We start from the raw sequence: 26,167 nt of genomic DNA, 5'->3' as shown, positions 1-26,167 counted from the left end.
GGCCTTTCGGCCCGTTTTTTTTATGCGTTCTGACGCCACCATTCGGCGAGCAGCACGCCGGTCGCTACCGAAACGTTGAGGCTTTCAACGTTGCCGGTACCGCCAATCGACACGCTGATGTCACCCTGCTGGAAGGCGCTGTCAGACAGACCTTCACGTTCCTGGCCCAGCACCAGCACCATTTTGGCCGGCAGTTCCGCTTTCGCCAGCGGCGTACCCTGATGGCTGGAGGTCGTCACGATGGTGTAACCGGCTTTACGGAACGCTTCCAGACCTTCACTGAAGGTCGCGCCGCTGATGGCCTGCACGTGTTCCGCGCCGCCTTCAGCAGTACGCACCGCTGCACCTGACTCCAGCAGTGAGGCATCGTTGACCAGCAGACCTTTCACGCCGAAATGCGCGCAGCTACGCATGATCGCGCCGAGGTTGTGCGGGTTGCTGACATCTTCCAGCGCCAGCACGCAATCTTTGGCGCTCGCCTGGCTCAGCCATTCTGACACGGCCATACCCATGCGCTTTTTGATCAGGAAGCAGACGCCGCCATGATGCTCAGTGCCGGAGGCTTTGGTGATCTCCGCATCTTCGACCACGTGGTAAGCTTTGCGGTTCGCCGCCAGCCAGCGCAGCGCTTCGCGGAAACGCGGTGTCACTTCCTGAATAAACCAGGCGCGCACAATCGCTTCCGGACGGCTCTGGAACAGTGCCTGACAGGCGTTCTCGCCATAGACGCGCGTCTCTTCCATACGCTGACGACGGATCTGCTCGGGATCGACAAAGCTCTTACCGCTGATGCCACCGTGATCGGGCTTATCACTTTCGGTCGCAGCAGGACGCTCTGACGGGGCACGAGAAACGGTACGCCACGGCGAGTCGCTGTTGCTGAAAGCGCCGCGATTATCCTCTGCGCGCTCGTTGCGGCGGCCTGCACCTTCACCGCTACGGCGTGGCGCACCACGGCCGCCCTCATCGCGACGGGCAGAACCGCTGCGGGCACCGTTATCACTACGACGGCCAGCAGAGCGTCCGCCCTCTTCATTACGTTCAGTGCGGGGGCCAGAAGAACGACGATTATCATCCTGACGGGCAGCGGGACGGCCACCTTTGCCGGTACGAGGATTTGGCGCACCCGCGCTCTTATCATCTTCGCCACGCACGTACATCACTTTGACCTTGCCGCTTTTGCCTTTAAATTCGTCGTTCATATGTTCCTCCTGCATTGAGAGCGCGCAGATTACCTGATGTGCTGGCGCTTAGCTATCAACTATTGAACCTATAGAGCGATCCAGATTGAGAGGGCATTCGCCCCCTTTCATAATGGACAATATTACCAGACTGACACATTCCAATATCAGAGGTTTCTATGAATACGGTATGCGCTTCCTGCCAGGCAACCAATCGCGTTCCGGAAGAACGGCTTGCCGAAGGCGCAAAATGTGGTCGCTGTGGAAATGGATTATTTGATGGCGAAGTGGTGAGCGCGACCGCGACCACCTTAGACAAGTTTCTGCAGGATGATTTGCCGGTGGTCGTCGACTTCTGGGCGCCGTGGTGTGGTCCCTGCGTCAACTTTGCGCCGGTATTTAAAGAGGTTGCTAGCGAACGCAGCGGTAAGGTGCGCTTTATTAAAGTGAATACCGAGGCCGAACCGGCACTCAGCAGCCGTTTTCGCATTCGCAGCATCCCGACCATTATGCTGTTTAAGAACGGTGAGATGGTTGACATGCTGAATGGCGCGATGCCCAAAGCGCCGTTCAACGAGTGGCTGGACGAGTCACTGTAATCCGCTAAGGCCAGCTCTGCTGGCCTTTTCCTTTTCGGCGGCGCTTCGATTACACTGTGGTTTTTCCTGCCCTGAATACTCATGTCTGATAATGCTGTTTTGCGCTTGCGCACCCAACGCCTCGCCCGTGCCACCCGCCCTTTCCTTGCGCGCGGCAATCGCGTGTTACGCTGCCAGGGCTGTCTGCTGCCTGAGAAGAACTGTCTGTGCAGTGATATCGTGCCGCAAACGGCGCGCAGCCGCTTTTGCCTGGTAATGTTTGATACCGAGCCGATGAAGCCGAGTAATACCGGCCGCCTGATTGCCGATATCCTGCCCGATACCCAGGCGTTTGGCTGGTCGCGCACCGAGCCGGATCCGCTGCTGCTCGACGCGGTACGCAATCCTGATTACCAGCCGCTGGTGGTGTTCCCGGCCGCCTATGCCGACGCCGATCGCGAAGTGCTGACCGCGCCGCCTTTGAGCGGTAAACCGCCGCTGTTTATCATGCTGGACGGCACCTGGACCGAAGCGCGCAAAATGTTCCGCAAAAGTCCGTGGCTCGACGCCTTACCGGTGATGTCGCTGACGGTCACCGCCCCGTCGCGCTATACGCTGCGCGAGGCGCACGGCGTTGGCCAGCACTGTACCGCTGAAGTGGCGGCGGCACTGCTGGAGCAGGCGGGCGATAGTCAGGCAGCTCAGGCTTTATCGCGCCATTTTGAACAGTTCCGCGCCGCCTATCTGGCGGGCAAGCCGCATCACGCACCCTCCACGTAAGCGATGCAGTCAGTCAGCGGGCCGATCGGTTAATCGATCCCTCATAGTGATCCTGATGCTCAGCCTGCGATCTGCCCGAAAGCACTGACGGGAAAAAGCGTTTACAATCACGCAAATCCCGATCTCTGGAGGGCGAGATGAGCCAACGCGGACTGGAAGCGCTGTTAAGACCCAAATCCATTGCGGTAATCGGCGCCTCGGTAACGCCGGGACGTGCCGGTTACTTTATGATGCGCAATCTGCTGGCCGGTGGTTTTAGCGGCCCGGTATTGCCGGTGACGCCGAAATACAAAGCCGTCAGCGGCGTGCTGGCCTGGCCTGATATCGACAGTTTGCCGTTCGCGCCGGACCTGGCCATTATCTGCACCCATTCAAAACGTAATCTGACACTGCTGCAACAACTGGGTGAAAAAGGCTGCAAAGCCTGCATTATTCTCTCCGCCCCCGCCAGCCAGCGGGAAGAACTGCAGGCCTGCGCCAGCCAGTGGCAGATCCGTCTGCTGGGGCCGAACAGCCTTGGGCTGCTGGCACCGTGGCAGGGATTAAACGCCAGCTTCTCGCCGGTACCGATTGCCAAAGGCCGCATTGCCTTCATTTCACAATCCGCCGCCGTCTCCAATACCATTCTTGACTGGGCGCAACAGCGTAACCTGGGCTTTTCCTGGTTTATCGCGCTGGGAGACAGTCTCGACACTGATGTCGATGACCTGCTCGACTTTCTGGCGCGCGACGGTAAAACCAGCGCGATCCTGCTCTATCTAGAACATCTCAGCGATGCCCGGCGCTTTGTTTCCGCCTCGCGTAGCGCGTCACGCAATAAACCGATCCTGGTGATCAAGAGCGGCCGCAGCCGTCAGGCGCAGGCGCTGCTCGGTAGCCACAGCGGGCTGGATGCGGCCTGGGACGCCGCCATTCAGCGTGCTGGCCTGCTGCGGGTGCAGGATACGCATGAACTGTTCTCCGCCGTCGAGTCGCTGAGCCACATGCGGCCGCTGCGTGGTGAGCGATTGATGATCATCAGTAACGGCGCTGCACCCGCCGCGCTGGCGCTGGATGAACTGTATGCGCGTAACGGTAAACTGGCCCAGCTCAGCGATGAGATGCGTCAACAGCTGGAAACCCTGCTGCCAGCCGGTGCTGGTCACGGCAACCCACTGGATTTGAAGGATGACGCCACGCCGGACCGTTACGTGGCCTGCGTGGAGTGCCTGCTCGACAGTCATGAGCTTGATGCGCTGATGATTATTCATGCGCCGAGCGCGGTGGCACCTGCCACTGAAACCGCCGAGCGTCTGATTGCCGCCATTGCTGCTCATCCGCGCGGTAAGCAAATCACCCTGCTGACTAACTGGAGCGGCGAATTTTCCTCCCAGGCCGCGCGTCGTGCATTTACCCAGGCTGGGATCCCGACCTGGCGCACGCCCGAAGGCACCGTGACGGCATTTATGCATCAGGTCGAATATCGACGCAATCAGAAGCAACTGCGCGAAACGCCTGCCCTGCCGGCCAGCCTGACCCAGGACAGCGCCCATGCCCACCAGCTGTTATCGCAGGCGCTCGACCGCGGCATTACGGCGCTGGATACCCACGAGGTCCAGCCGGTACTGCAGGCCTACGGGCTGGCAACGCTGCCAACCTGGATCGCCAGCGACAGTGCCGCAGCGGTCGCCATCGCCGATCAGATTGGTTATCCGGTGGCGCTGAAGCTGCGCTCGCCGGATATCGCCCATAAATCGGATGTGCAGGGTGTGATGCTTTACCTGCGCAATGCCAGTGAGGTAGCACATGCGGCCGAAGCCATTTTTGATCGGGTCAGGCAGACGCTACCGCAGGCGCGGATTGAAGGCCTGCTGGTGCAAAGCATGGCGAACCGGGCTGGCGCTCAGGAACTGCGGGTGGTGGTGGAACAGGATGCGCTGTTTGGCCCGATCATTATGCTGGGCGAAGGCGGCGTCGAGTGGCAGGCCGATAAACAAGCCGCCGTTGCGCTGCCGCCGCTGAATATGACTCTGGCGCGCTATCTGGTGATTCAGGCAATCAAGAGCGGCAAAATACGCAGCCGCAGCGCCCTGAATCCGCTGGATATTGCCGGCCTCAGCCAGCTGCTGGTGCAGGTTTCCAACCTGGTGGTTGATTGCCCGGAGATTCAGCGGCTGGATATTCATCCGCTGCTGGCGGCGGGCAACGACTTTACGCTGCTGGATGTCACCCTGACGCTGGCACCGTTTCATGGCGATAACGAAGCGCGCCTGGCGATACGTCCCTACCCGCAACATCTGGAGGAGCAGGTTCAGCTCAAGGATGGGCAAACCTGCCTGTTCCGCCCTATCCTGCCCGAAGATGAACCGCTGCTACGTGACTTTATCAGCCAGGTAACCAAAGAAGATCTCTATTACCGTTACTTCAGTGAAATCAGCGAGTTTACGCATGAGGATCTCGCCAATATGACGCAAATCGATTACGACCGTGAGATGGCGATCGTGGCGGTACGTCAGCAGCAGGGACGGTCGGAAATCATTGGCGTGACGCGTGCCATCTCTGATGCTGACAATATTGACGCCGAGTTTTCCGTGCTGGTGCGCTCCGATCTCAAAGGCCTCGGCATGGGCCGACGCTTGCTGGAAAAGATGATCCGCTACACCCGGCATCACGGCTTGCAACAATTGAACGGTATCACTATGCCGCATAATCGCGGCATGATTACCCTGGCGCGCAAACTTAACTTTCATGTTGATATTCAACTGGATGACGGTATTGTCAGCCTCAAACTGTCGCTGCAGGATGCGCTAAGCTAACCTTGTAGAGAAAGGTAAAAAACGCCCGGATCGCGACAGTTGATGTTATTATTTGTCGTTATGACCCTGATTTGATGGCAAAAGGCCATGCAATGAACAGAGAAGAAGTGCACTGTGATGTTGTCTAAATTTAAACGTAATAAACACCAACAACACCTCGCACAGTTGCCGAAACTGTCACAATCCGTTGCGGATGTGTCGACGCTTTACTCGCCTGCTGAATTTCGTCAGACGCTGCTGGAGAAAATCGCGGCAGCGCAGTCCCGTATTTGCATCGCTGCACTTTACCTGGAAAACGACGATGCAGGTCGGGCGGTGATGAACGCCCTGTATGCGGCAAAACAGGCGCGGCCAGCGCTGGATATCTCTATCCTGGTCGACTGGCACCGGGCGCAGCGTGGGCGAATTGGCGCGGCACGCGGCCTGACCAATGCCGACTGGTATTGTGATCTGGCAACCCAACACGCTGATATTGCCATCCCGGTGTATGGCATTCCGGTCAATACCCGGGAAGCGCTGGGCGTGCTGCACCTGAAAGGTTTCATCATTGATGACGAACTGATCTACAGCGGCGCCAGCATCAATGATGTTTATCTGCATCAGCATGATAAATATCGTTATGACCGCTACCAGATTATCCGCAACCCGCAGCTGGCTGACACCATGTACGCGTGGATTAACCTCAACCTGAAGCAGGCTGAGGCCGTCAACCGGCTCGATTTTGCCGAGCGCCCTTCCAGTCCGGAAATCAAAAATGAAACGCGTCAGTTTCGTCAGGATTTGCGCGGCTTCAATTATCAGTTTGAGGGCAATGCCAGTAATGAAGAGCTGGCGGTGACGCCGCTGGTCGGCCTGGGCAAGCATAGCCTGCTCAATAAGACTATCTTCCACCTGATGCCCTGCGCCGAACAGAAACTGACTATCTGTACGCCTTACTTCAACCTGCCGGCCTTACTGGTGCGTAACATTATTCATCTGCTGCGGCAGGGTAAGCAGGTCGAGATCATCGTCGGCGACAAGACCGCCAACGACTTCTATATCGCGCCGGATCAGCCGTTTAAAATTATTGGCGCGCTGCCCTATCTGTATGAGATTAACCTGCGTCGCTTCCTGAGCCGGCTACAGTATTACGTCACCAACGATCAGCTGGTGGTGCGGTTATGGAAAGATGGTGATAACAGCTATCACCTGAAAGGTATGTGGGTGGATGACGAATGGCAGCTGATTACCGGCAATAATCTCAATCCGCGCGCCTGGCGGCTCGATCTGGAAAATGCGGTGTTGATCCACGATCCGCTGCAACAGCTGGCCGATCAACGCGAAAAAGAGCTGACGCTGATTCGCCAGCACACCACAGTGGTGAAGCATTTCCGCGAGCTGGAGAGCATTGCCGATTACCCGGCTAAAGTCCGTAAATTGATACGTCGTCTGCGCCGGATTCGAATCGACCGGTTAATCAGCCGTATTCTTTAATCGTCGCCGCCGACGAGGCATCCGCTATGCGAATTTTGCTGTTTGCAGTGCTGTTGTGTAGTGGATGTGCTCATATGGCAGAGGATCGGTGGACCGGGCGGGATAAAGCACAGCACTTCGTTGCCTCTGCTGTCCTGGCCGCAGCAGGAACAGAATACGGTCAGCGTCAGCATCTCTCTACCCGTCAAGGTCATACGCTGGGGATCATATTTTCGCTCAGTCTCGGGGCGGGAAAAGAGTGGTATGACAGCCGCCCGTCAGGGAGCGGCTGGAGCTGGAAAGATTTTGCCTGGGATGCCGCCGGTACCGCCAGCGGCATCGCCTTATGGAACCTTAGCCAGTAAGCCGGTTCAGCCAGTAGCGGTTACAGCCCAATCCCTTTTCCCCGCTTGTGCAGCAATAGCGACACCAAAAAGGCTACCGCGCCCATGGCTGAGACATACCAGAAGAAGGTGGTCTCAATCCCCTGCTGCTTCATCAGTAACGCCACATACTCCGCCGATCCGCCAAAGATGGCATTCGCCACCGCATAAGAGAGTCCTACACCTAATGCCCGCACCTGAGGAGGAAACATTTCTGCCTTCAAAATACCGCTGATGGCGGTGTAGAAACTGGTGATCAGCAGCGCCAGCATAATTAACAGGAACGCGACGCCTGGGCTCTGGACATTTTGCAGCAAGGTCAGAATGGGCACGGTACAGATAGCGGCACCGGCACCAAAAATCATCATTGAAGTGCGACGGCCAATTTTGTCAGACAGCGCACCAATAGCCGGCTGCAGCAACATGAAGACCAGCAGCGCACCGGTCATCAGGCCGCTGGCGGTCTTAGGATCCATTCCCGAGGTGTTGACCAGATACTTTTGCATATAGGTGGTAAAGGTATAGAAGCTCAGCGATCCGCCGGCGGTGAAGCCCAGCACCATCAGGAACGGACGGGTATGATTGCGTAACAGGCCTATCACGCTGCCCGCATCACGGTGCTGACGGCTGCTTTTGTCTGAGGTTTCTTCCAGTGAGCGACGTAACCACAGCGCCACTACGGCCAGCAATGCGCCGAGGAAGAATGGAATGCGCCAGCCCCAGCTGCGCAGCTCTGCATCGCTCAGCACAAACTGCAGCACCACTACCGTCAGCACCGCGGCCAGCTGACCGCCGATTAAGGTGACGTACTGGAATGAGGCGTAAAAACCTTTGCGTCCTTCCAGCGCCACTTCGCTCATGTAGGTTGCGCTGGTGCCATATTCACCGCCAACGGATAATCCCTGAAACATCCGCGCCAGCAGCAGAATGATCGGTGCCGCGATGCCAATGGCGTCATAGCCGGGTAAACAGGCGATCACCAGCGATCCAAAACACATCATGCACACTGAGATCAGCATGGAGCTTTTACGTCCGTGCTTATCACCGATGTAACCGAACAGCCAGCCGCCGATAGGACGCATCAGGAATCCGGCAGCAAAGACGCCGGCCGTCTGTAATAGCTGCGTGGTGGTATCGCCTTGTGGGAAGAAGATGTGGGCAAAATAGAGAGAAAAGAATGAGTAGACGTAGAAATCGAACCACTCGACCAGGTTACCCGATGACGCGCCAACGATAGCCCAGATGCGCTTTTTCGTATCGTCTGTCTGATCTTTATTATTTATGGGTGTCATGCCTTGCCTCTGTTCCTTGCTGATCAACAGCATTTAAAGAAGTGAGTAAAGCATTTAAGTCCACCGGAGGTAAAGGCGGTGTATTCTGAGATTATAAATGTGAGCCACATCGCTAATTGCTGCAAAATCAGCGGGTTGTTCAGAGCAGGACGTCCCGATTTTGCCTGAGTAAGGGGAAGTAAGAATGGCAGACGGGAATGAAAATCAGCGATCTCCAGACGTAAAAAAGCCCCGCACTTTCGTGCGGGGCTTCTTCACTCGTTTGATGCCTGGCAGTTCCCTACTCTCGCATGGGGAGACCCCACACTACCATCGGCGCTACGGCGTTTCACTTCTGAGTTCGGCATGGGGTCAGGTGGGACCACCGCGCTACAGCCGCCAGGCAAATCTTGGTGCACGAAACGAATCTTTTACGCCATGACCGCGTTGCCATCGCTCGGCCACACCGGTCACATACTTCAGTATGCTCCCGCTGACGTCCTCGCTCTGCGCCTTGTCACGCCGCAAAATCTTTCGTTTCCGCTAATTTTTATCCGGTACAGGCTGAAAATTGTGTCTCTCAAAAACGCCTCTGGCGTTGTAAGGTTAAGCCTCACGGGTCATTAGTACCGGTTAGCTCAACGCATCGCTGCGCTTACACATCCGGCCTATCAACGTCGTCGTCTTCAACGTCCCTTCAGGACCCTTAAAGGGTCAGGGAGAACTCATCTCGGGGCAAGTTTCGTGCTTAGATGCTTTCAGCACTTATCTTTTCCGCACTTAGCTACCGGGCAATGCCATTGGCATGACAACCCGAACACCAGTGGTGCGTTCACTCCGGTCCTCTCGTACTAGGAGCAACCCCCCTCAATTCTCCAGCGCCCACGGCAGATAGGGACCGAACTGTCTCACGACGTTCTAAACCCAGCTCGCGTACCACTTTAAACGGCGAACAGCCGTACCCTTGGGACCTACTTCAGCCCCAGGATGTGATGAGCCGACATCGAGGTGCCAAACACCGCCGTCGATATGAACTCTTGGGCGGTATCAGCCTGTTATCCCCGGAGTACCTTTTATCCGTTGAGCGATGGCCCTTCCATTCAGAACCACCGGATCACTATGACCTGCTTTCGCACCTGCTCGAGCCGTCACTCTCGCAGTCAAGCCAGCTTATGCCATTGCACTAACCTCACGATGTCCGACCGTGATTAGCTGACCTTCGTGCTCCTCCGTTACGCTTTAGGAGGAGACCGCCCCAGTCAAACTACCCACCAGACACTGTCCGCACCCCGGATAACGGGGCCACGTTAGAACATCAAACATTAAAGGGTGGTATTTCAAGGTTGGCTCCACGCGGACTGGCGTCCGCGCTTCAAAGCCTCCCACCTATCCTACACATCAAGGCTCAATGTTCAGTGTCAAGCTGTAGTAAAGGTTCACGGGGTCTTTCCGTCTTGCCGCGGGTACACTGCATCTTCACAGCGAGTTCAATTTCACTGAGTCTCGGGTGGAGACAGCCTGGCCATCATTACGCCATTCGTGCAGGTCGGAACTTACCCGACAAGGAATTTCGCTACCTTAGGACCGTTATAGTTACGGCCGCCGTTTACCGGGGCTTCGATCAAGAGCTTCTCCTTACGGATAACCCCATCAATTAACCTTCCGGCACCGGGCAGGCGTCACACCGTATACGTCCACTTTCGTGTTTGCACAGTGCTGTGTTTTTAATAAACAGTTGCAGCCAGCTGGTATCTTCGACTGGCTTCGGCTCGGGGAGCAAGTCCCTCCACCTACGCGCCAGCGTGCCTTCTCCCGAAGTTACGGCACCATTTTGCCTAGTTCCTTCACCCGAGTTCTCTCAAGCGCCTTGGTATTCTCTACCTGACCACCTGTGTCGGTTTGGGGTACGATTTTGTGTTACCTGATGCTTAGAGGCTTTTCCTGGAAGCAGGGCATTTATCACTTCAGCACCGTAGTGCCTCGTCGTCACGCCTCAGTGTAAAGTGAACCGGATTTGCCTGGAACACACACCTACACGCTTAAACCGGGACAACCGTCGCCCGGCTGATATAGCCTTCTCCGTCCCCCCTTCGCAGTAACACCAAGTACAGGAATATTAACCTGTTTCCCATCGACTACGCCTTTCGGCCTCGCCTTAGGGGTCGACTCACCCTGCTCCGATTAACGTTGAACAGGAACCCTTGGTCTTCCGGCGAGCGGGCTTTTCACCCGCTTTATCGTTACTTATGTCAGCATTCGCACTTCTGATACCTCCAGCATGCCTCACAGCACACCTTCGACGGCTTACAGAACGCTCCCCTACCCAACAACACATAGTGTCGCTGCCGCAGCTTCGGTGCATGGTTTAGCCCCGTTACATCTTCCGCGCAGGCCGACTCGACCAGTGAGCTATTACGCTTTCTTTAAATGATGGCTGCTTCTAAGCCAACATCCTGGCTGTCTGTGCCTTCCCACATCGTTTCCCACTTAACCATGACTTTGGGACCTTAGCTGGCGGTCTGGGTTGTTTCCCTCTTCACGACGGACGTTAGCACCCGCCGTGTGTCTCCCGTGATAACATTCTTCGGTATTCGCAGTTTGCATCGGGTTGGTAAGCCGGGATGGCCCCCTAGCCGAAACAGTGCTCTACCCCCGAAGATGAGTTCACGAGGCGCTACCTAAATAGCTTTCGGGGAGAACCAGCTATCTCCCGGTTTGATTGGCCTTTCACCCCCAGCCACAGGTCATCCGCTAATTTTTCAACATTAGTCGGTTCGGTCCTCCAGTTAGTGTTACCCAACCTTCAACCTGCCCATGGCTAGATCACCGGGTTTCGGGTCTATACCCTGCAACTTAACGCCCAGTTAAGACTCGGTTTCCCTGCGGCTCCCCTATACGGTTAACCTTGCTACAGAATATAAGTCGCTGACCCATTATACAAAAGGTACGCAGTCACCCCCATAAAGAAGGCTCCCACTGCTTGTACGTACACGGTTTCAGGTTCTGTTTCACTCCCCTCGCCGGGGTTCTTTTCGCCTTTCCCTCACGGTACTGGTTCACTATCGGTCAGTCAGGAGTATTTAGCCTTGGAGGATGGTCCCCCCATATTCAGACAGGATACCACGTGTCCCGCCTTACTCATCGAGCTCACAGAATGTGTGTTTTTGTGTACGGGAGTATCACCCTGTACCCTGCGACTTTCCAGACGCTTCCACTAACACACAAGCTGATTCAGGCTCTGGGCTGCTCCCCGTTCGCTCGCCGCTACTGGGGGAATCTCGGTTGATTTCTTTTCCTCGGGGTACTTAGATGTTTCAGTTCCCCCGGTTCGCCTTGCAGCACTATGTATTCATGCTGCAATGATGCACTGAGTGCACCGGGTTTCCCCATTCGGACATCGACGGCTGTAGCGGTTCATATCACCTTACCGTCGCTTTACGCAGATTAGCACGTCCTTCATCGCCTCTGACTGCCAGGGCATCCACCGTGTACGCTTAGTCGCTTAACCTCACAACCCACAGGCGTTTTTCAGCGCTGCGTGTTGCAAGCATTTGAGAGACTCGAACATGTCGTGGCTTTCATTCTTATTACGGAGAATGAAAACGACATGTCGTTTCAATTTTCAGCTTGTTCCGGATTGTTAAAGAGCATAATACTTCGCAGCACACCGTTGCCGGTACGCTCTGAAGTATTTTTCAGAAAAAACAGTTAAACGGTATGGTGGAGCTAAGCGGGATCGAACCGCTGACCTCCTGCGTGCAAGGCAGGCGCTCTCCCAGCTGAGCTATAGCCCCATACAGTTACTGCAGAGACCACTACTACCACTCAACCGAGTACATTCCGTAAGAAATGCAATTCGTGCTCAGGCAAGGCATGTTTTCGCGCAGCATAGTGAACTATGCGAGCCGGAAACATAACGCAGCATGAGTACGAATTTGGTAGGCCTGAGTGGACTTGAACCACCGACCTCACCCTTATCAGGGGTGCGCTCTAACCACCTGAGCTACAAGCCTGTAGAGGTTTTTTCTGCTCGTTACTTTTTATCAGACAATCTGTGTGGACACTGCGCCGGAAGGTATCTTCAGGTAAGGAGGTGATCCAACCGCAGGTTCCCCTACGGTTACCTTGTTACGACTTCACCCCAGTCATGAATCACAAAGTGGTAAGCGCCCTCCCGAAGGTTAAGCTACCTACTTCTTTTGCAACCCACTCCCATGGTGTGACGGGCGGTGTGTACAAGGCCCGGGAACGTATTCACCGTGGCATTCTGATCCACGATTACTAGCGATTCCGACTTCACGGAGTCGAGTTGCAGACTCCGATCCGGACTACGACGCACTTTGTGAGGTCCGCTTGCTCTCGCGAGGTCGCTTCTCTTTGTATGCGCCATTGTAGCACGTGTGTAGCCCTACTCGTAAGGGCCATGATGACTTGACGTCATCCCCACCTTCCTCCGGTTTATCACCGGCAGTCTCCTTTGAGTTCCCGACCGAATCGCTGGCAACAAAGGATAAGGGTTGCGCTCGTTGCGGGACTTAACCCAACATTTCACAACACGAGCTGACGACAGCCATGCAGCACCTGTCTCAGCGTTCCCGAAGGCACCAAGGCATCTCTGCCAAGTTCGCTGGATGTCAAGAGTAGGTAAGGTTCTTCGCGTTGCATCGAATTAAACCACATGCTCCACCGCTTGTGCGGGCCCCCGTCAATTCATTTGAGTTTTAACCTTGCGGCCGTACTCCCCAGGCGGTCGACTTAACGCGTTAGCTCCGGAAGCCACTCCTCAAGGGAACAACCTCCAAGTCGACATCGTTTACGGCGTGGACTACCAGGGTATCTAATCCTGTTTGCTCCCCACGCTTTCGCACCTGAGCGTCAGTCTTCGTCCAGGGGGCCGCCTTCGCCACCGGTATTCCTCCAGATCTCTACGCATTTCACCGCTACACCTGGAATTCTACCCCCCTCTACGAGACTCAAGCCTGCCAGTTTCAAATGCAGTTCCCAGGTTAAGCCCGGGGATTTCACATCTGACTTAACAGACCGCCTGCGTGCGCTTTACGCCCAGTAATTCCGATTAACGCTTGCACCCTCCGTATTACCGCGGCTGCTGGCACGGAGTTAGCCGGTGCTTCTTCTGCGGGTAACGTCAATCGACGCGGTTATTAACCACATCGCCTTCCTCCCCGCTGAAAGTACTTTACAACCCGAAGGCCTTCTTCATACACGCGGCATGGCTGCATCAGGCTTGCGCCCATTGTGCAATATTCCCCACTGCTGCCTCCCGTAGGAGTCTGGACCGTGTCTCAGTTCCAGTGTGGCTGGTCATCCTCTCAGACCAGCTAGGGATCGTCGCCTAGGTGGGCCATTACCCCGCCTACTAGCTAATCCCATCTGGGTTCATCCGATAGTGAGAGGCCCGAAGGTCCCCCTCTTTGGTCTTGCGACGTTATGCGGTATTAGCCACCGTTTCCAGTGGTTATCCCCCTCTATCGGGCAGATCCCCAGACATTACTCACCCGTCCGCCACTCGTCACCCAAGAGCAAGCTCTCTGTGCTACCGTCCGACTTGCATGTGTTAGGCCTGCCGCCAGCGTTCAATCTGAGCCATGATCAAACTCTTCAATTTAAGTTTGATTTGCTTAAACACGTTAAGCGGTGCTCATCTGTAAAACGTCATAATGAATTTCATTATGTGTTCACTCGTGAGACTTGATATTTTTTACGTCCGGAGACGCTGATATCAATCCTGCGAGTGCCCACACAGATTGTCTGATAAATTGTTAAAGAGCAGTGCGAACAGCGGGTTAACCGTCTGTCGCGAGGTGGCGTATATTACGCTTTCCTCCCTCAGAGTCAACCTCTTTTTCAGAAGTTTTTCTCCGGCGGCGCAGTCTCCTGTGCCTCTCAACCCGGCGGCCGGTAAGCCGTTGTTCCGTGTCAGTGGAGGCGCATTATAGGGAGTTTCCGGAGGCTGACAAGTGCTAATTTCAACTTTTTAACTAACCGTTCACTTTACGTGCAATATGAATAAAAAACCAGCAAATCACCCACTAATAGACAAGAAAAACGGGCCTGAGGCCCGTTTTTCTTCATGCTGCATTACTGATGCGCGGTGATAACGTCGTTTTCCACATCCATTTCGATTGTTTTTCCGGGAACCAGCGTACCAGAGAGAATCTGCTGTGCCAGCGGGTTCTCAATCTGTTGCTGTATCGCACGTTTCAGCGGCCGCGCGCCATATACCGGATCATAACCGTTCTCACCCAGCAGTTTGATCGCCGCGTCAGAGATATGCAGCTGATAGCCGCGCTCTTCCAGACGTTTGTACAACCGCTGCAGCTGAATCTGGGCAATCGACGCGATATGTTTCTCCGCCAGCGGATGGAACACTACCACCTCATCTATACGGTTAACGAACTCTGGACGGAAATGATGTCCAACCACGCCCATGACAATCTCTTTCATCTCGGCATAGTTCAGATCGCCAAACCGTTCCTGAATCAAATCCGATCCGAGGTTAGAGGTCATGATTACCACGGTGTTGCGGAAATCGACCGTGCGTCCCTGGCCATCCGTCAGGCGCCCATCATCCAACACCTGCAACAGGATGTTGAAAACATCCGGATGCGCTTTCTCCACCTCATCCAGCAGAATCACGGAATAAGGACGACGGCGAACGGCTTCGGTCAGATAACCGCCCTCTTCATATCCGACATAGCCCGGAGGCGCACCCACCAGACGCGACACCGAGTGTTTCTCCATAAACTCGGACATATCGATACGCACCATCGCATCATCACTGTCGAACAGGAAGTTAGCCAGCGACTTACACAGCTCGGTCTTACCGACACCGGTTGGCCCCAGGAACAGGAACGAACCGATTGGACGGTTAGGATCTGACAAGCCCGCACGGCTACGACGAATCGCATTCGATACCGCCTCTACCGCTTCATCCTGTCCGATTACCCGTCCATGCAGATCCTGCTCCATACGCAGCAGTTTATCGCGCTCACCTTCCATCATGCGTGCCACCGGAATACCGGTCCAGCGCGCCAGCACATCGGCAATCTCCACGTCGGTTACGCGGTTGCGCAGTAACTTCATGGTTTTGCCTTCTGCCTGAGTGGCTGCGGCCAGCTGTTTTTCCAGCGCCGGAATTTTACCGTACTGCAACTCAGACATCCGGGCGAGATCGCCGAGGCGACGTGCCTGCTCTAAATTCAGACGCGCCTGTTCCAGCTCGGCTTTAATGTTCTGCGTACCGGACAACGACGCTTTTTCCGCCTTCCACTCATCTTCCAGCTCGGCGTATTCGCGTTCTTTCTGGTCGAGTTCGCTTTCCAGCATTTCAAGACGCTTAATGCTGGCATCGTCTGCCTCTTTCTTCAGCGCCTGCTGCTCCAGCTTGAGCTGAATAATCCGGCGTTCCAGCCGATCAAGCGCTTCCGGCTTCGAGTCAATCTGCATACGAATGCTGGAAGCGGCCTCATCGATCAGGTCAATCGCTTTGTCCGGCAACTGACGATCGGCAATATAGCGATGCGACAAGGTCGCGGCCGCCACAATGGCCGGGTCAGTAATCTGCACATGGTGATGCAGTTCATAACGCTCTTTCAGACCACGCAGAATGGCGATGGTGTCTTCCACTGTGGGCTCAGCCACATAGACTTTCTGGAAACGCCGTTCCAGCGCCGCATCTTTTTCAATGTACTGACGATATTCGTCGAGCGTAGTCGCGCCCACGCAGTGCAGTTCACCGCGTGCCAGCGCCGGTTTGAGCATGTTGCCCGCATCCATCGCGCCGTCAGCTTTACCGGCACCTACCATAGTGTGCAGTTCATCAATAAACAGAATGACGTTGCCTTCCTGTTTGGACAGGTCATTCAGCACGCCTTTCAGACGCTCTTCAAACTCACCGCGATATTTGGCACCGGCCACCAGCGCACCCATATCCAGCGCCAGTACCCGCCGCCCTTTCAGGCCTTCAGGCACTTCGCCGTTGATAATCCGCTGCGCCAGCCCTTCAACGATGGCGGTTTTACCGACCCCGGGTTCACCAATCAGTACCGGGTTGTTTTTAGTCCGGCGTTGCAGAACCTGAATGGTGCGACGAATCTCTTCGTCACGGCCAATCACCGGGTCAAGCTTGCCCTTCTCAGCACGCTCGGTCAGATCGATAGTGTATTTCTTTAATGCCTGGCGCTGATCTTCAGCCCCCTGATCGTTCACGCTGTCCCCTCCACGCATTTGTTCAATAGCCTTGGTGAGTTTTTCACTGGTTGCGCCTGCCGCTTTCAGCAGATCGGCCAGTGAACCCCGTGAGTCGAGGGCCGCCAGAACAAATAATTCAGATGATATAAAGTTGTCGTTGCGCTTCTGCGCCAGTTTGTCACACAGGTTCAGTACCCGAACCAGGTCAGATGAGGGTTGTACGTCCCCTTCGCTGCCTTCCACCTGTGGCAGACGATCGATAGCCTGCTCAACCTGAGTGCGCAATGAGGCAACGTCGATACCTGCTGACGTCAATAAAGGTGAAACCGATCCGCCTTCCTGTTTAAGCAGCGCGCTCATCAGGTGCAGAGGTTCAATGAATTGGTTGTCGTGTCCCAGAGCCAGGGACTGCGCGTCGGCGAGAGCCAGTTGGAATTTGTTAGTAAGACGATCCAGACGCATAATTCCTCCCATTACAGGTCAAAATGCTACTGGAGATTAAATGAGGTCATCCCTCAAAATTTCAAGGTTAATGACCTGAGATTTGAGTAAAAAATACGCTAACTGGACCGTCTTATGGCGTAAGGTTATAACAGCCAGATTAAAGTTGCCATACGCCCGGTGATTCCATCACGGCGGAACGAGAAGAAATCGTTACCTTCGGTGAAGGTGCAACGGCTGTCAGCACTGATGGATTGCACGCCTACGGCCTGCAGACGTAAGCGCGCCAGTTGCCAGATATCGGCATAAAACTTCTCACCAGCTGGACGAAAAGCCTCTGCAGCGCGAGGATCCTGTTCCATAAACGCCTGCCGAACCTCGGCACCCACTTCAAACGCATCCGGACCAATCGCCGGCCCCAGCCAGGCGTGAATCTGATGCGCTGGCGAACGGAACTGCGCCAGCGTGTTTTCCAGCACGCCAGCACACAATCCCCGCCAGCCCGCATGCGCCGCAGCGACCTCGCTTCCATCCGCTGAACAAAACAGCACCGGCAGACAGTCGGCGGTCATGATCGCGCACACCACGCCTGCTTCGGCGGTAATGCAGGCATCAGCACGCAACGGCTCAGTGCCGCCCGAGGACAGACGCGCCACATCAGTGGCATGCACCTGCTCCAGCCACTGTGGCATCGCTGGCAAACCCGCCTGTTCAACCAGTAACTGTCGGTTCTGTGCAACGTGCTCTGGCTTATCCCCCACGTGCCCGCCGAGATTGAGTGCATCCCAGGGCGACAGGCTGACGCCGCCCTGACGCTGCGTCGAGCAAGCCCGGACGCGCGCCGGTGCCGGCCATTGAGGAATAATCATCTGCATCACCAGTCCATCTGGTCCTTGAAAGCCTCAGTATCGGCTTTCAGCGCTGCGATCAAATCGACCATATCCTGCGGAATCGCTGCGTGGAACTCCATCTCGATACCGCTGATCGGGTGATACAGACGCAGCATAGTGGCGTGCAGTGCCTGTCGATCGAAACCGCGCAGGGTCGCAATGAACGCATCCGATGCCCCTTTTGGTGGGCGAGGACGACCGCCGTAAAGCGGATCACCCACCAGCGGATGATTGATGTGCGACATATGCACACGAATCTGGTGAGTACGACCGGTTTCCAGACGCAGACGCAAACGGGTATGCGCGCGGAAATGCTCCATGATGCGGTAATGCGTCACCGCTGGCTTACCCATCGGATGGACTGCCATGTGGGTGCGTTTGGTCGAGTGTCGGCTGATAGGCTCATCAACGGTGCCACCTGCGGTCATGTTGCCAATCGCGACCGCTTCATATTCACGGGTGATTTCGCGCCTCTGCAGCGATTCCACCAGGTGCGTCTGCGCCGGTACGGTCTTCGCGACCACCATCAAACCGGTGGTGTCTTTATCCAGACGGTGAACGATGCCGGCACGCGGCACATCCATAATCGCCGGATAGTGATGAAGTAAGGCGTTTAGCACCGTGCCATCGGGATTGCCGGCGCCAGGGTGCACCACGAAATCACGCGGCTTGTTGATGACAATAATGTCTTCATCTTCATAAACAATGTCGAGCGGCAGAGCTTGCGGTTCCCAGCGCTGCTCTTCTTCGATCTCAGCGTTAATGGCGACCAGCTCGCCGCCCAACACTTTTTCTTTCGGTGTATCAACCGTTACGCCATTGACTGTGACGCGACGATCGAGGATCCATTCTTTTATGCGAGAACGTGAATAATCAGGGAACAATTCCGCCAAAGATTGATCTAAGCGTTGTCCGAGTTGTGATTCGGATACCGTTGCGGTGAGTTGAACTTGTTGTGCCATATACAGCTTCTTCGTTAACGTTGGGTTTTCACGGCGATGCCGTTTAATATAATGTGCTATCGTACCTGGTCATTACCGGGAGCTATACGGACAGCTTCCGCCATAACATTTTGAGGATAATCACTTCGTCATGACGCGTATGAAACATCTGGTGGCTGCTGCCACACTGAGCCTGGCACTTGTTGGTTGTTCCGGCTCAAATGACGCGGTACCGGACAGCCCGCCTTCTGAAATTTATGCTACAGCGCAGCAAAAGCTGCAGGACGGTAACTTTAAAGCCGCGATTAAGCAACTGGAAGCGCTGGATAATCGTTATCCGTTCGGTCCTTATTCGCAGCAGGTTCAGCTGGATTTAATCTACGCGTACTATAAAAATGCCGATCTGCCCCTGGCGCAGGCTGCCATCGCTCGCTTCATGCGTCTGAACCCGACGCATCCGAACATTGACTATGTCATCTACATGAAAGGTCTGACGGACATGGCGCTGGATGATTCGGCGCTGCAGGGCTTCTTTGGTATCGATCGGTCTGACCGCGATCCGACGCACGCTCGTGATGCTTTCCGCGACTTCTCTCAGCTGCTGCGCGGTTACCCGAATAGCCAGTATGCGGCTGATGCTCAGAAACGTCTGGTCTACCTGAAAGATCGTCTGGCTAAATATGAGCTTTCAGTGGCGCAATTCTATACTAAGCGTGAGGCTTATGTCGCGGTTGTTAACCGGGTAGAGGGCATGATGCGCGATTATCCGGATACGCAGGCAACACATGATGCGTTGCCGTTGATGGAAAATGCTTACCGTCATCTGCAGCTGAACGCTGAAGCAGATAAAGTGGCGAAAATCATTGCAGCGAACAGTCACTGATCGTCTGTAGATTATCGGCCATAAAAAAGCAGCCTGAATGGGCTGCTTTTTTTTGCTTATTGCATAACCAGTCACAGATATTTGCTGGCAAGTTAACTCATCAAGAATGCCGCGAGAATCGCTTCGCTTCAAGGCTTTTCGGCCACATTCTCTGCCTTTCTCACAAATTGTCTGGCTTGACAAAAAGTGACATTTTTTCGTGATCAAAATCACGCAATTAACCCTTTATCGCGCTATGCTGGACCTACCAAGACGGAAATGACAGAGAGGTAAGACTGATGATCCTGAACATTACCAGCAAACAAATGGAAATCACTGCGGCTATCCGCAACCATGTTGAAGACCGTCTCGCCAAGCTTGAAAAATGGCAAACCGACCTGATTAATCCCCATATCGTCCTGTCCAAAGAGCCCAAAGAATTTGTGGCCGATGCCACCATTAATACGCCTAACGGGACGCTGGTGGCCAGTGCCAAACACGAGGATATGTACACCGCTATCAACGATCTGATCGCCAAGCTCGAGCGCCAGCTGAATAAAGTACAGCATAAATCTGAAGCGCGCCGCGCCAGTGCCAGCGTGAAAGACATTATCCCTGCTGACGAACAATCCTGATCTGATTCGGTTAACGCGCCTGCGGGCGCGTTTTTTATTGACAGCTTTAAATCAGTACGGTTACTCTCAGAACACACTTTTTTCGGACATACCTATGAAACATGACCTGTTTTTCTTCGCTTTCTTTTTTACCTTCCCCTGAACGGGAGGCCATTCGTCGTGTGAAAACTAAAGCGAAGACGAACAACAAAGCCTCCCAACCGGGAGGCTTTTTTATTGGACAGCTTACAGGTGAGCCTTATGAATCCCGACAATCCACTGCTGGCGCTACGCGATAAAATCAGCGCAGTTGATAAAAAACTCCTGACGCTTTTAGCCGAACGCCGCCTGCTGGCAGTGGAAGTTGCGCAGGCCAAACTGGCTATCCACCGCCCGATTCGTGACGTCGAACGTGAGCGAGCGCTGCTGGAAAACCTGATTGTGCTGGGCAAAGCGCATAATCTGGATGCACATTACATCACCCGGCTGTTTCAGTTGGTGATCGAAGACTCGGTGTTAACCCAGCAGGCGTTATTGCAAAAAAACCTGAATCATCCGCATGCCCATGCGGCACGTATCGCCTTTCTCGGCCCTAAAGGTTCTTACTCCCATCTGGCGGCACGCAAATATGCCGCCCGTCATTTCGACAATATGGTTGAATGCGGTTGCCTGAAGTTTCACGACATTATCAAGCAGGTAGAGAACGGCGCAGCTGATTACGCGGTGATGCCGATTGAGAACACCAGTTCAGGTTCAATCAATGACGTCTACGATTTGCTGCAGCAGACCAGCTTATCGATCGTCGGAGAAATGACGCTGCCGATTGACCATTGCGTACTGGTCAATGGCCCTACTGACTTGCAGCAGATCGAGACGGTCTACAGCCATCCTCAGCCATTCCAGCAGTGTAGTCAGTTCATTAACCGATTCCCGCACTGGAAAATCGAATATACCGAAAGCACTGCGGCAGCAATGGAGAAAGTCGCGGCGCTTAACTCACCGAAAGTGGCGGCACTGGGCAGTGAAGCCGGCGGTGAACTCTACCAGTTGCAGGTGCTGGAGCGTAACCTGGCGAACCAGCAGCAGAACCATACGCGCTTTATCGTGCTGGCACGCAAAGCAATCGAGGTTTCAGATCAGGTTCCGGCCAAAACGACGTTGATCATGGCAACGGGTCAGCAGGCGGGTGCGCTGGTTGATGCCTTACTGGTGCTGCGCCAGCATAATCTGATCATGAGCAAGCTGGAGTCGCGGCCGATTAACGGCAATCCATGGGAAGAGATGTTTTATATCGACGTTCAGGGCAACCTGCAGTCGGAAAGAATGCAGCAGGCGCTGCAGGAGTTGCAGACCATGACCCGTTCACTGAAGGTGCTGGGCTGTTATCCCAGTGAGAATGTGGTGCCGGTCGAACCGGGAGAATAGACAAAAAAGGCATCCCGCGGGATGCCTTTCTGTTTAAGGACGACTGTCGTTCGCCGAACGCAATAAGCTGCGACTTTCAACCAGGAAGCGTTTCGCGTGATCGCCAAACCAGTGTTCAACCCGATTGAAGCTGGCAATAAATTCCTGCTTATCACCCTGTTCCAGCAAGGCAATCGCCTCACCGAAGCGCTGGTAATAACGTTTAATCAGCGCCAGGTTGCTCTCTGACGACATGATGATGTCAGCATAGAGCTGCGGGTCCTGAGCAAATAATCGTCCGACCATCGCTAGCTCCAGCCGGTAGATCGGTGACGACAGCGCCAGTAGCTGATCGAGGTTAACGTTCTCTTCCGCTAAATGCAGGCCGTAAGCAAACGTTGCGAAGTGACGCAGCGCCTGAATGAATGCCATATTCTGATCGTGCTCAACCGCACTGATGCGGTGTAAGCGCGCGCCCCAGACCTGAATCTGCTCCAGAAACCACTGATAGGCTTCGGGCTGACGACCATCACACCAGACCACCACCTGTTTTGCCAGGCTGCCGCTATCCGGGCCAAACATCGGGTGCAGCCCCAGCACCGGACCGCTATGAGCAGCCAGCATCGCCTGCAACGGCCGGTTCTTCACCGACGCCAGATCGACCAGAATACAATCCTCTGGCAGCGGCGGCAGTTGGGCAATGACCTGTTCGGTCAAATGAATCGGTACGCTGATGATCACCATGCCGGCATTGCTGAGTAAATTCTCTGCCTGTGGCCAGTCATCTTTATCCAGCGTTTTCACCGTATAGCCCGAAAGCCGCAGCATTTTCTCAAACAGCCGCCCCATCTGACCATTACCGCCGACGATCACTACCGGCCGCAGTTCAGGACACAATGTTTTGAAGCCTTTGTCGTTCTCGCTGGTATAGGATTCGCGCATTACCCGACGCAACACATCCTCAATCAGATCCGGCGGAACACCGAGCGCTTCAGCTTCTTTACGACGCGAAGCCAGCATGGAGGCCTCACGCTCAGGAACATAAATCGGCAGTCCATAACGGCTCTTGACTTCGCCCACCTCGGCGACCAGTTCAAGCCGTCTGGCCAGCAGGTCAAGCAGCGCCTTATCGACACTATCAATTTGATCGCGTAACGCGCTTAGTTCAGCCACCATTGCTCTTACACCTCGTGTGACAGACGCGCCGACAGCACTCCCTGCAGATCCTGATGCATCTCACGCAGCAACGTTTCAGTGACGTCCCAGTTGATGCAGGCATCGGTGACAGAGACGCCATATTTCATTTCACTGCGAGGCTGCTCAGAAGACTGGTTACCTTCATTGATATGGCTTTCCAGCATCAAACCAATAATTGAACGGTTTCCATCTTTGATCTGGGCGATAGCGGATTCCGCTACGCCAGGCTGACGACGGTAGTCTTTATTAGAGTTACCATGGCTGCAATCTATCATTAAGGCCGGACGCAGTCCCGCCTTGAGCATCTCTTTTTCACATTGCGTAACATCTTCCGGACCGTAGTTAGGCGCTTTTCCGCCGCGCAGAATGACGTGTCCATCCGGATTGCCCTGCGTCTGCAGCAGGCAAACCTGCCCCGCCTGATTGATGCCGACAAAGCGGTGCGGCATTGACGCTGCGCGCATCGCATTAATCGCGGTGCCCAGACTGCCGTCGGTGCCATTTTTGAAACCCACCGGCATCGACAGGCCAGAGGCCATTTCACGGTGCGTCTGCGATTCAGTGGTACGCGCGCCGATGGCTGACCAGCTGAACAGATCGCCAAGGTACTGCGGGCTGTTAGGATCCAGCGCTTCAGTTGCCAGCGGTAAACCCATTTCAACCAGGTTCACCAGCAGTTTACGGGCAATGTGCAGACCTGCTTCCATATCGAATGAGTTATCCATGTAAGGATCGTTGATCAACCCTTTCCAGCCGACGGTGGTACGGGGTTTTTCAAAGTAGACGCGCATCACGAGATACAGCTGATCCTTCAACTGTTCAGACAGAGTTTGCAAACGACGAGCATAATCCAGAGCCGCTTCGGTATCGTGGATTGAACAAGGTCCGCACACCACCAGCAGGCGAGGATCGCGGCCGGCAATAATGTCGGAGATAGTCTGACGAGAGGCAGCAACCTGAGCCTGTTGCTCAGCGGTCAGCGGAAATTTTGCTTTCAGCTCTTCCGGGGTAATAAGTACCTGTTCGTCGGCGATATGCACATTGTTCAGCGCGTCTTTTTGCATGATGGCGATCCTTTTTGCTCGTGTATGCGGTCATGGGATCCTCATGGAGGATGGAGCACACTGTATCACAGCGAATACATGACACAACTATAAACGTACACTTTTATTACCACTTAAATTACTCATCTCATCAAAAAGTTGAAATATTGATAAAAATCAATTAATTAAACTCATCGACTTAATTCACCAACCTTACTCAAGTGTACGTTTTTATTTACACTGCTGGGTATTGTTTTCCCGCACGTCGCTGGCAGAATGAAGCCATCAACCTGACGATTACCGAGTGTGCTATGCCACAGACTGCTGCAAACATTAAGCTGCGCCCTTTTACCCTCAATGACATAGACGCATTCACCCAGGCGGTTAACGCCTCGCTGGAAAGCCTGATGCCGTGGATGGCCTGGGCACACCCGAATTATCAGCCGCACGAAGCGGAAAGCTGGATCCGCTTCACCCACTGGCAACGAATTAAGGCACAGGCGGAGGAATTTGCCATCGTTGATCAACACGATCGCCTGCTCGGAGGGGCCGGTATCCGATTCGCCCGTCATCCCGGCGACTTCAGCGCCTTAGGCTACTGGGTACGCAGCGATGCACAACGTCAGGGGATCGCCAGCCAGGCCGTGAAGGCTTTGCTGACGCTGGGGTTTTCTCGACCTGAAACGCGCGGTATAGAGATCCTGGCGGCAGAGGAAAATCTGGCCAGTCGGGCAGTGGCAGAGAAATGTGGCGGTGAGTTTATTGGCTGCCGCTACGGGTTGATTGTGCTGGAGAGCGGCGCGGTGAATACGGCGATTTACCATTTTCCGCGACCGGATGCCGACGAATTATCATCTTTGGTTGGGCATTAAGATAAAAAAAGGGGCTGGCATCACGCCAACCCCTTGTTTGCTATTAACTTTTAGATGTCGCGTTAGCGATACCTTAGTTAAGACGCTCTTTAATACGAGCAGACTTACCAGTACGCTCACGCAGGTAGTACAGTTTGGCTTTACGCACAGCGCCACGACGTTTGACAGTGATGCTGTCAATAACCGGCGAGTGAGTCTGGAATACACGCTCAACGCCTTCGCCGTTAGAAATTTTGCGAACAGTGAATGCAGAGTGCAGACCGCGGTTACGAATAGCGATAACCACGCCCTCGAATGCCTGCAGACGTTTTTTAGAACCTTCAACGACCCATACTTTCACTTCCACGGAATCACCCGGGCGGAAGGAAGGTACGTCCTGTTTCATCTGCTCTTGTTCAATTTGCTTGATAATGTTGCTCATAATTAAATCTCATATCCTGGGTAAACTGATAGTCGGGGAAGATCACTCTTCCACATCATCGTTTTGTTGCTGATGAAATTCCCGCTGGAACTCACTTAGCAACCTTGCTTGCTCTTCAGTCAGAGCCAGGTTTTCCAGAAGTTCAGGTCTTCTCAGCCAGGTACGGCCTAGCGACTGCTTCAGGCGCCAACGGCGAATATCAGCATGGTTGCCTGACAGTAATACTGCCGGAACCTCCACACCGTCTAACACTTCAGGTCGGGTATAGTGCGGACAGTCCAGCAGCCCCTCCGAGAACGAATCCTCTTCGGCTGACGCCTGCTTGCCGAGTACGCCGGGAATAAACCGGGCGACAGCGTCAATCATCGTCATAGCTGGCAGTTCCCCGCCGCTGAGAACGTAATCACCGATTGACCATTCTTCGTCAATTTCGGCGTGGATTACGCGCTCATCTATCCCTTCATAACGGCCACAGACCAGAATTAACTTGTCCCGTGCCGCCAGTTCGCAAACGCCCTGTTGGTCCAGTTTGCGCCCCTGAGGTGAAAGATATATCACCCTGGCCCCATCACCTGCCGCTGCTTTCGCTGCGGAGATGGCATCCCGTAAGGGTTGTACCATCATCAGCATTCCCGGTCCGCCGCCGTATGGACGGTCGTCTACGGTACGGTGCCGGTCGTGCGTGAAGTCACGAGGACTCCAGCTTTGAATGCTGAGCAGACCGTTTTTTACTGCCCGGCCAGTTACCCCGTAATCGGTAATAGCGCGAAACATTTCTGGAAACAGGCTAATTACACCAATCCACATTGTATTCGCCGTTACGTTACCGTT

Annotated in this window: 19 protein-coding genes, 2 tRNA genes, 3 rRNA genes and 1 other annotated feature; of the genes, 10 read left to right on the top strand and 14 right to left on the bottom strand. The window is 54.6% G+C overall.

Annotation, left to right across the window (positions count from 1 at the left end):
* Positions 1–20: 20 nt before the first annotated feature.
* On the bottom strand, positions 21–1,202 hold the full coding sequence (locus ACLIBF_RS05360; RefSeq protein ID WP_089562477.1) for a tRNA/rRNA methyltransferase: 1,182 nt from the start codon (positions 1,200–1,202) through the stop codon (positions 21–23).
* Between the two features lie 158 nt (positions 1,203–1,360).
* Between ACLIBF_RS05360 and trxC the strand changes: the two genes are divergently transcribed.
* The 5 genes from trxC to ACLIBF_RS05335 all read left to right on the top strand — a co-directional run bounded on the left by trxC (position 1,361) and on the right by ACLIBF_RS05335 (position 7,151).
* Positions 1,361–1,780 carry a thioredoxin TrxC gene (gene trxC, locus ACLIBF_RS05355; protein ID WP_031376449.1) on the top strand — a complete coding sequence of 140 codons (420 nt, stop codon included), beginning with the start codon at positions 1,361–1,363 and terminating at the stop codon, positions 1,778–1,780.
* Between the two features lie 81 nt (positions 1,781–1,861).
* A complete protein-coding gene (locus ACLIBF_RS05350) occupies positions 1,862–2,539 on the top strand; it encodes a tRNA-uridine aminocarboxypropyltransferase (RefSeq protein ID WP_046288155.1) in 678 nt (225 codons plus the stop codon).
* Between the two features lie 137 nt (positions 2,540–2,676).
* A complete protein-coding gene (locus ACLIBF_RS05345; protein ID WP_031376448.1) occupies positions 2,677–5,334 on the top strand; it encodes a bifunctional acetate--CoA ligase family protein/GNAT family N-acetyltransferase in 2,658 nt (885 codons plus the stop codon).
* A 117-nt stretch (positions 5,335–5,451) separates the two neighbouring features.
* Positions 5,452–6,807, top strand: a complete 1,356-nt coding sequence (pssA, locus tag ACLIBF_RS05340; RefSeq protein ID WP_031376447.1) for a CDP-diacylglycerol--serine O-phosphatidyltransferase — start codon at positions 5,452–5,454, stop codon at positions 6,805–6,807.
* 26 nt (positions 6,808–6,833) lie between these two features.
* Positions 6,834–7,151, top strand: a complete 318-nt coding sequence (locus tag ACLIBF_RS05335; RefSeq protein ID WP_279810594.1) for a YfiM family lipoprotein — start codon at positions 6,834–6,836, stop codon at positions 7,149–7,151.
* 20 nt (positions 7,152–7,171) lie between these two features.
* On the opposite strand, the gene ACLIBF_RS05330 is transcribed toward ACLIBF_RS05335, so the two are convergent.
* The 9 genes from ACLIBF_RS05330 to rluD all read right to left on the bottom strand — a co-directional run bounded on the left by ACLIBF_RS05330 (position 7,172) and on the right by rluD (position 18,944).
* Positions 7,172–8,461 (bottom strand): MFS family transporter, encoded by a 1,290-nt coding sequence (locus tag ACLIBF_RS05330; RefSeq protein ID WP_031376445.1) that lies wholly within the window; start codon positions 8,459–8,461, stop codon positions 7,172–7,174.
* A gap of 267 nt (positions 8,462–8,728) precedes the next feature.
* Positions 8,729–8,844 (bottom strand): 5S ribosomal RNA (rrf, locus tag ACLIBF_RS05325).
* Between the two features lie 198 nt (positions 8,845–9,042).
* Positions 9,043–11,948 (bottom strand): 23S ribosomal RNA (locus ACLIBF_RS05320).
* Positions 11,949–12,158: 210 nt separating this feature from the next.
* A tRNA-Ala gene (locus ACLIBF_RS05315) sits at positions 12,159–12,234 on the bottom strand.
* A 142-nt stretch (positions 12,235–12,376) separates the two neighbouring features.
* Positions 12,377–12,453, bottom strand: a tRNA-Ile gene (locus ACLIBF_RS05310).
* 73 nt (positions 12,454–12,526) lie between these two features.
* A 16S ribosomal RNA gene (locus ACLIBF_RS05305) occupies positions 12,527–14,066 on the bottom strand.
* The 16S, 23S and 5S rRNA genes sit together here with 2 tRNA genes alongside, the layout of an rRNA operon.
* Positions 14,067–14,539: 473 nt before the next feature.
* On the bottom strand, positions 14,540–17,125 hold the full coding sequence (gene clpB, locus ACLIBF_RS05300) for an ATP-dependent chaperone ClpB (protein ID WP_176035899.1): 2,586 nt from the start codon (positions 17,123–17,125) through the stop codon (positions 14,540–14,542).
* A 113-nt stretch (positions 17,126–17,238) separates the two neighbouring features.
* On the bottom strand, positions 17,239–17,967 hold the full coding sequence (gene yfiH, locus ACLIBF_RS05295) for a purine nucleoside phosphorylase YfiH (protein ID WP_279811128.1): 729 nt from the start codon (positions 17,965–17,967) through the stop codon (positions 17,239–17,241).
* Complete coding sequence (gene rluD, locus ACLIBF_RS05290; protein ID WP_031374785.1) at positions 17,967–18,944, bottom strand: 23S rRNA pseudouridine(1911/1915/1917) synthase RluD; 978 nt, start codon at positions 18,942–18,944, stop codon at positions 17,967–17,969. The genes yfiH and rluD overlap by 1 nt, the downstream gene beginning before the upstream one ends.
* Positions 18,945–19,074: 130 nt before the next feature.
* On the opposite strand from rluD, the gene bamD reads away from it, so the two are divergent.
* The 4 genes from bamD (at position 19,075) to pheA (ending at position 21,824) form a co-directional block, all read left to right on the top strand.
* Entirely contained in the window at positions 19,075–19,806 is a 732-nt protein-coding gene (gene bamD / locus ACLIBF_RS05285; protein ID WP_031374784.1) for an outer membrane protein assembly factor BamD, read from the top strand.
* A gap of 278 nt (positions 19,807–20,084) precedes the next feature.
* Complete coding sequence (gene raiA / locus ACLIBF_RS05280; RefSeq protein WP_031374783.1) at positions 20,085–20,420, top strand: ribosome-associated translation inhibitor RaiA; 336 nt, start codon at positions 20,085–20,087, stop codon at positions 20,418–20,420.
* A 93-nt stretch (positions 20,421–20,513) separates the two neighbouring features.
* Positions 20,514–20,638 (top strand) — a sequence feature (Phe leader region).
* Positions 20,515–20,562: a pheA operon leader peptide PheL gene (gene pheL / locus ACLIBF_RS05275; protein ID WP_193387678.1), complete on the top strand. Its 48-nt coding sequence runs from the start codon at positions 20,515–20,517 to the stop codon at positions 20,560–20,562. It overlaps the preceding feature by 48 nt.
* Positions 20,639–20,660: 22 nt before the next feature.
* Positions 20,661–21,824 (top strand): bifunctional chorismate mutase/prephenate dehydratase, encoded by a 1,164-nt coding sequence (gene pheA / locus ACLIBF_RS05270; protein ID WP_448309466.1) that lies wholly within the window; start codon positions 20,661–20,663, stop codon positions 21,822–21,824.
* 33 nt (positions 21,825–21,857) lie between these two features.
* Here pheA and tyrA read toward each other — a convergent pair whose 3' ends face one another.
* Together tyrA and ACLIBF_RS05260 are read right to left on the bottom strand one after the other, a co-directional pair.
* The gene (gene tyrA / locus ACLIBF_RS05265) at positions 21,858–22,979 is read right to left on the bottom strand and encodes a bifunctional chorismate mutase/prephenate dehydrogenase (RefSeq protein WP_279811125.1); all 1,122 of its coding nucleotides are present in this window, start codon (positions 22,977–22,979) and stop codon (positions 21,858–21,860) included.
* A 5-nt stretch (positions 22,980–22,984) separates the two neighbouring features.
* Positions 22,985–24,064 carry a 3-deoxy-7-phosphoheptulonate synthase gene (locus tag ACLIBF_RS05260; protein WP_031374780.1) on the bottom strand — a complete coding sequence of 360 codons (1,080 nt, stop codon included), beginning with the start codon at positions 24,062–24,064 and terminating at the stop codon, positions 22,985–22,987.
* A 290-nt stretch (positions 24,065–24,354) separates the two neighbouring features.
* On the opposite strand from ACLIBF_RS05260, the gene ACLIBF_RS05255 reads away from it, so the two are divergent.
* Entirely contained in the window at positions 24,355–24,915 is a 561-nt protein-coding gene (locus ACLIBF_RS05255; RefSeq protein WP_031374779.1) for a GNAT family N-acetyltransferase, read from the top strand.
* A 73-nt stretch (positions 24,916–24,988) separates the two neighbouring features.
* On the opposite strand, the gene rplS is transcribed toward ACLIBF_RS05255, so the two are convergent.
* Together rplS and trmD are read right to left on the bottom strand one after the other, a co-directional pair.
* Complete coding sequence (rplS, locus tag ACLIBF_RS05250; protein WP_031374778.1) at positions 24,989–25,336, bottom strand: 50S ribosomal protein L19; 348 nt, start codon at positions 25,334–25,336, stop codon at positions 24,989–24,991.
* Positions 25,337–25,378: 42 nt separating this feature from the next.
* Complete coding sequence (gene trmD, locus ACLIBF_RS05245) at positions 25,379–26,143, bottom strand: tRNA (guanosine(37)-N1)-methyltransferase TrmD (RefSeq protein ID WP_031374777.1); 765 nt, start codon at positions 26,141–26,143, stop codon at positions 25,379–25,381.
* Positions 26,144–26,167 lie beyond the last annotated feature (24 nt).

It is taken from the genome of Pantoea sp. PGP6, from assembly GCF_053474785.1.
The sequence above is the reverse complement of the archived record's forward strand: the minus strand, read 5'-3'. Positions and strand labels throughout refer to the sequence as shown.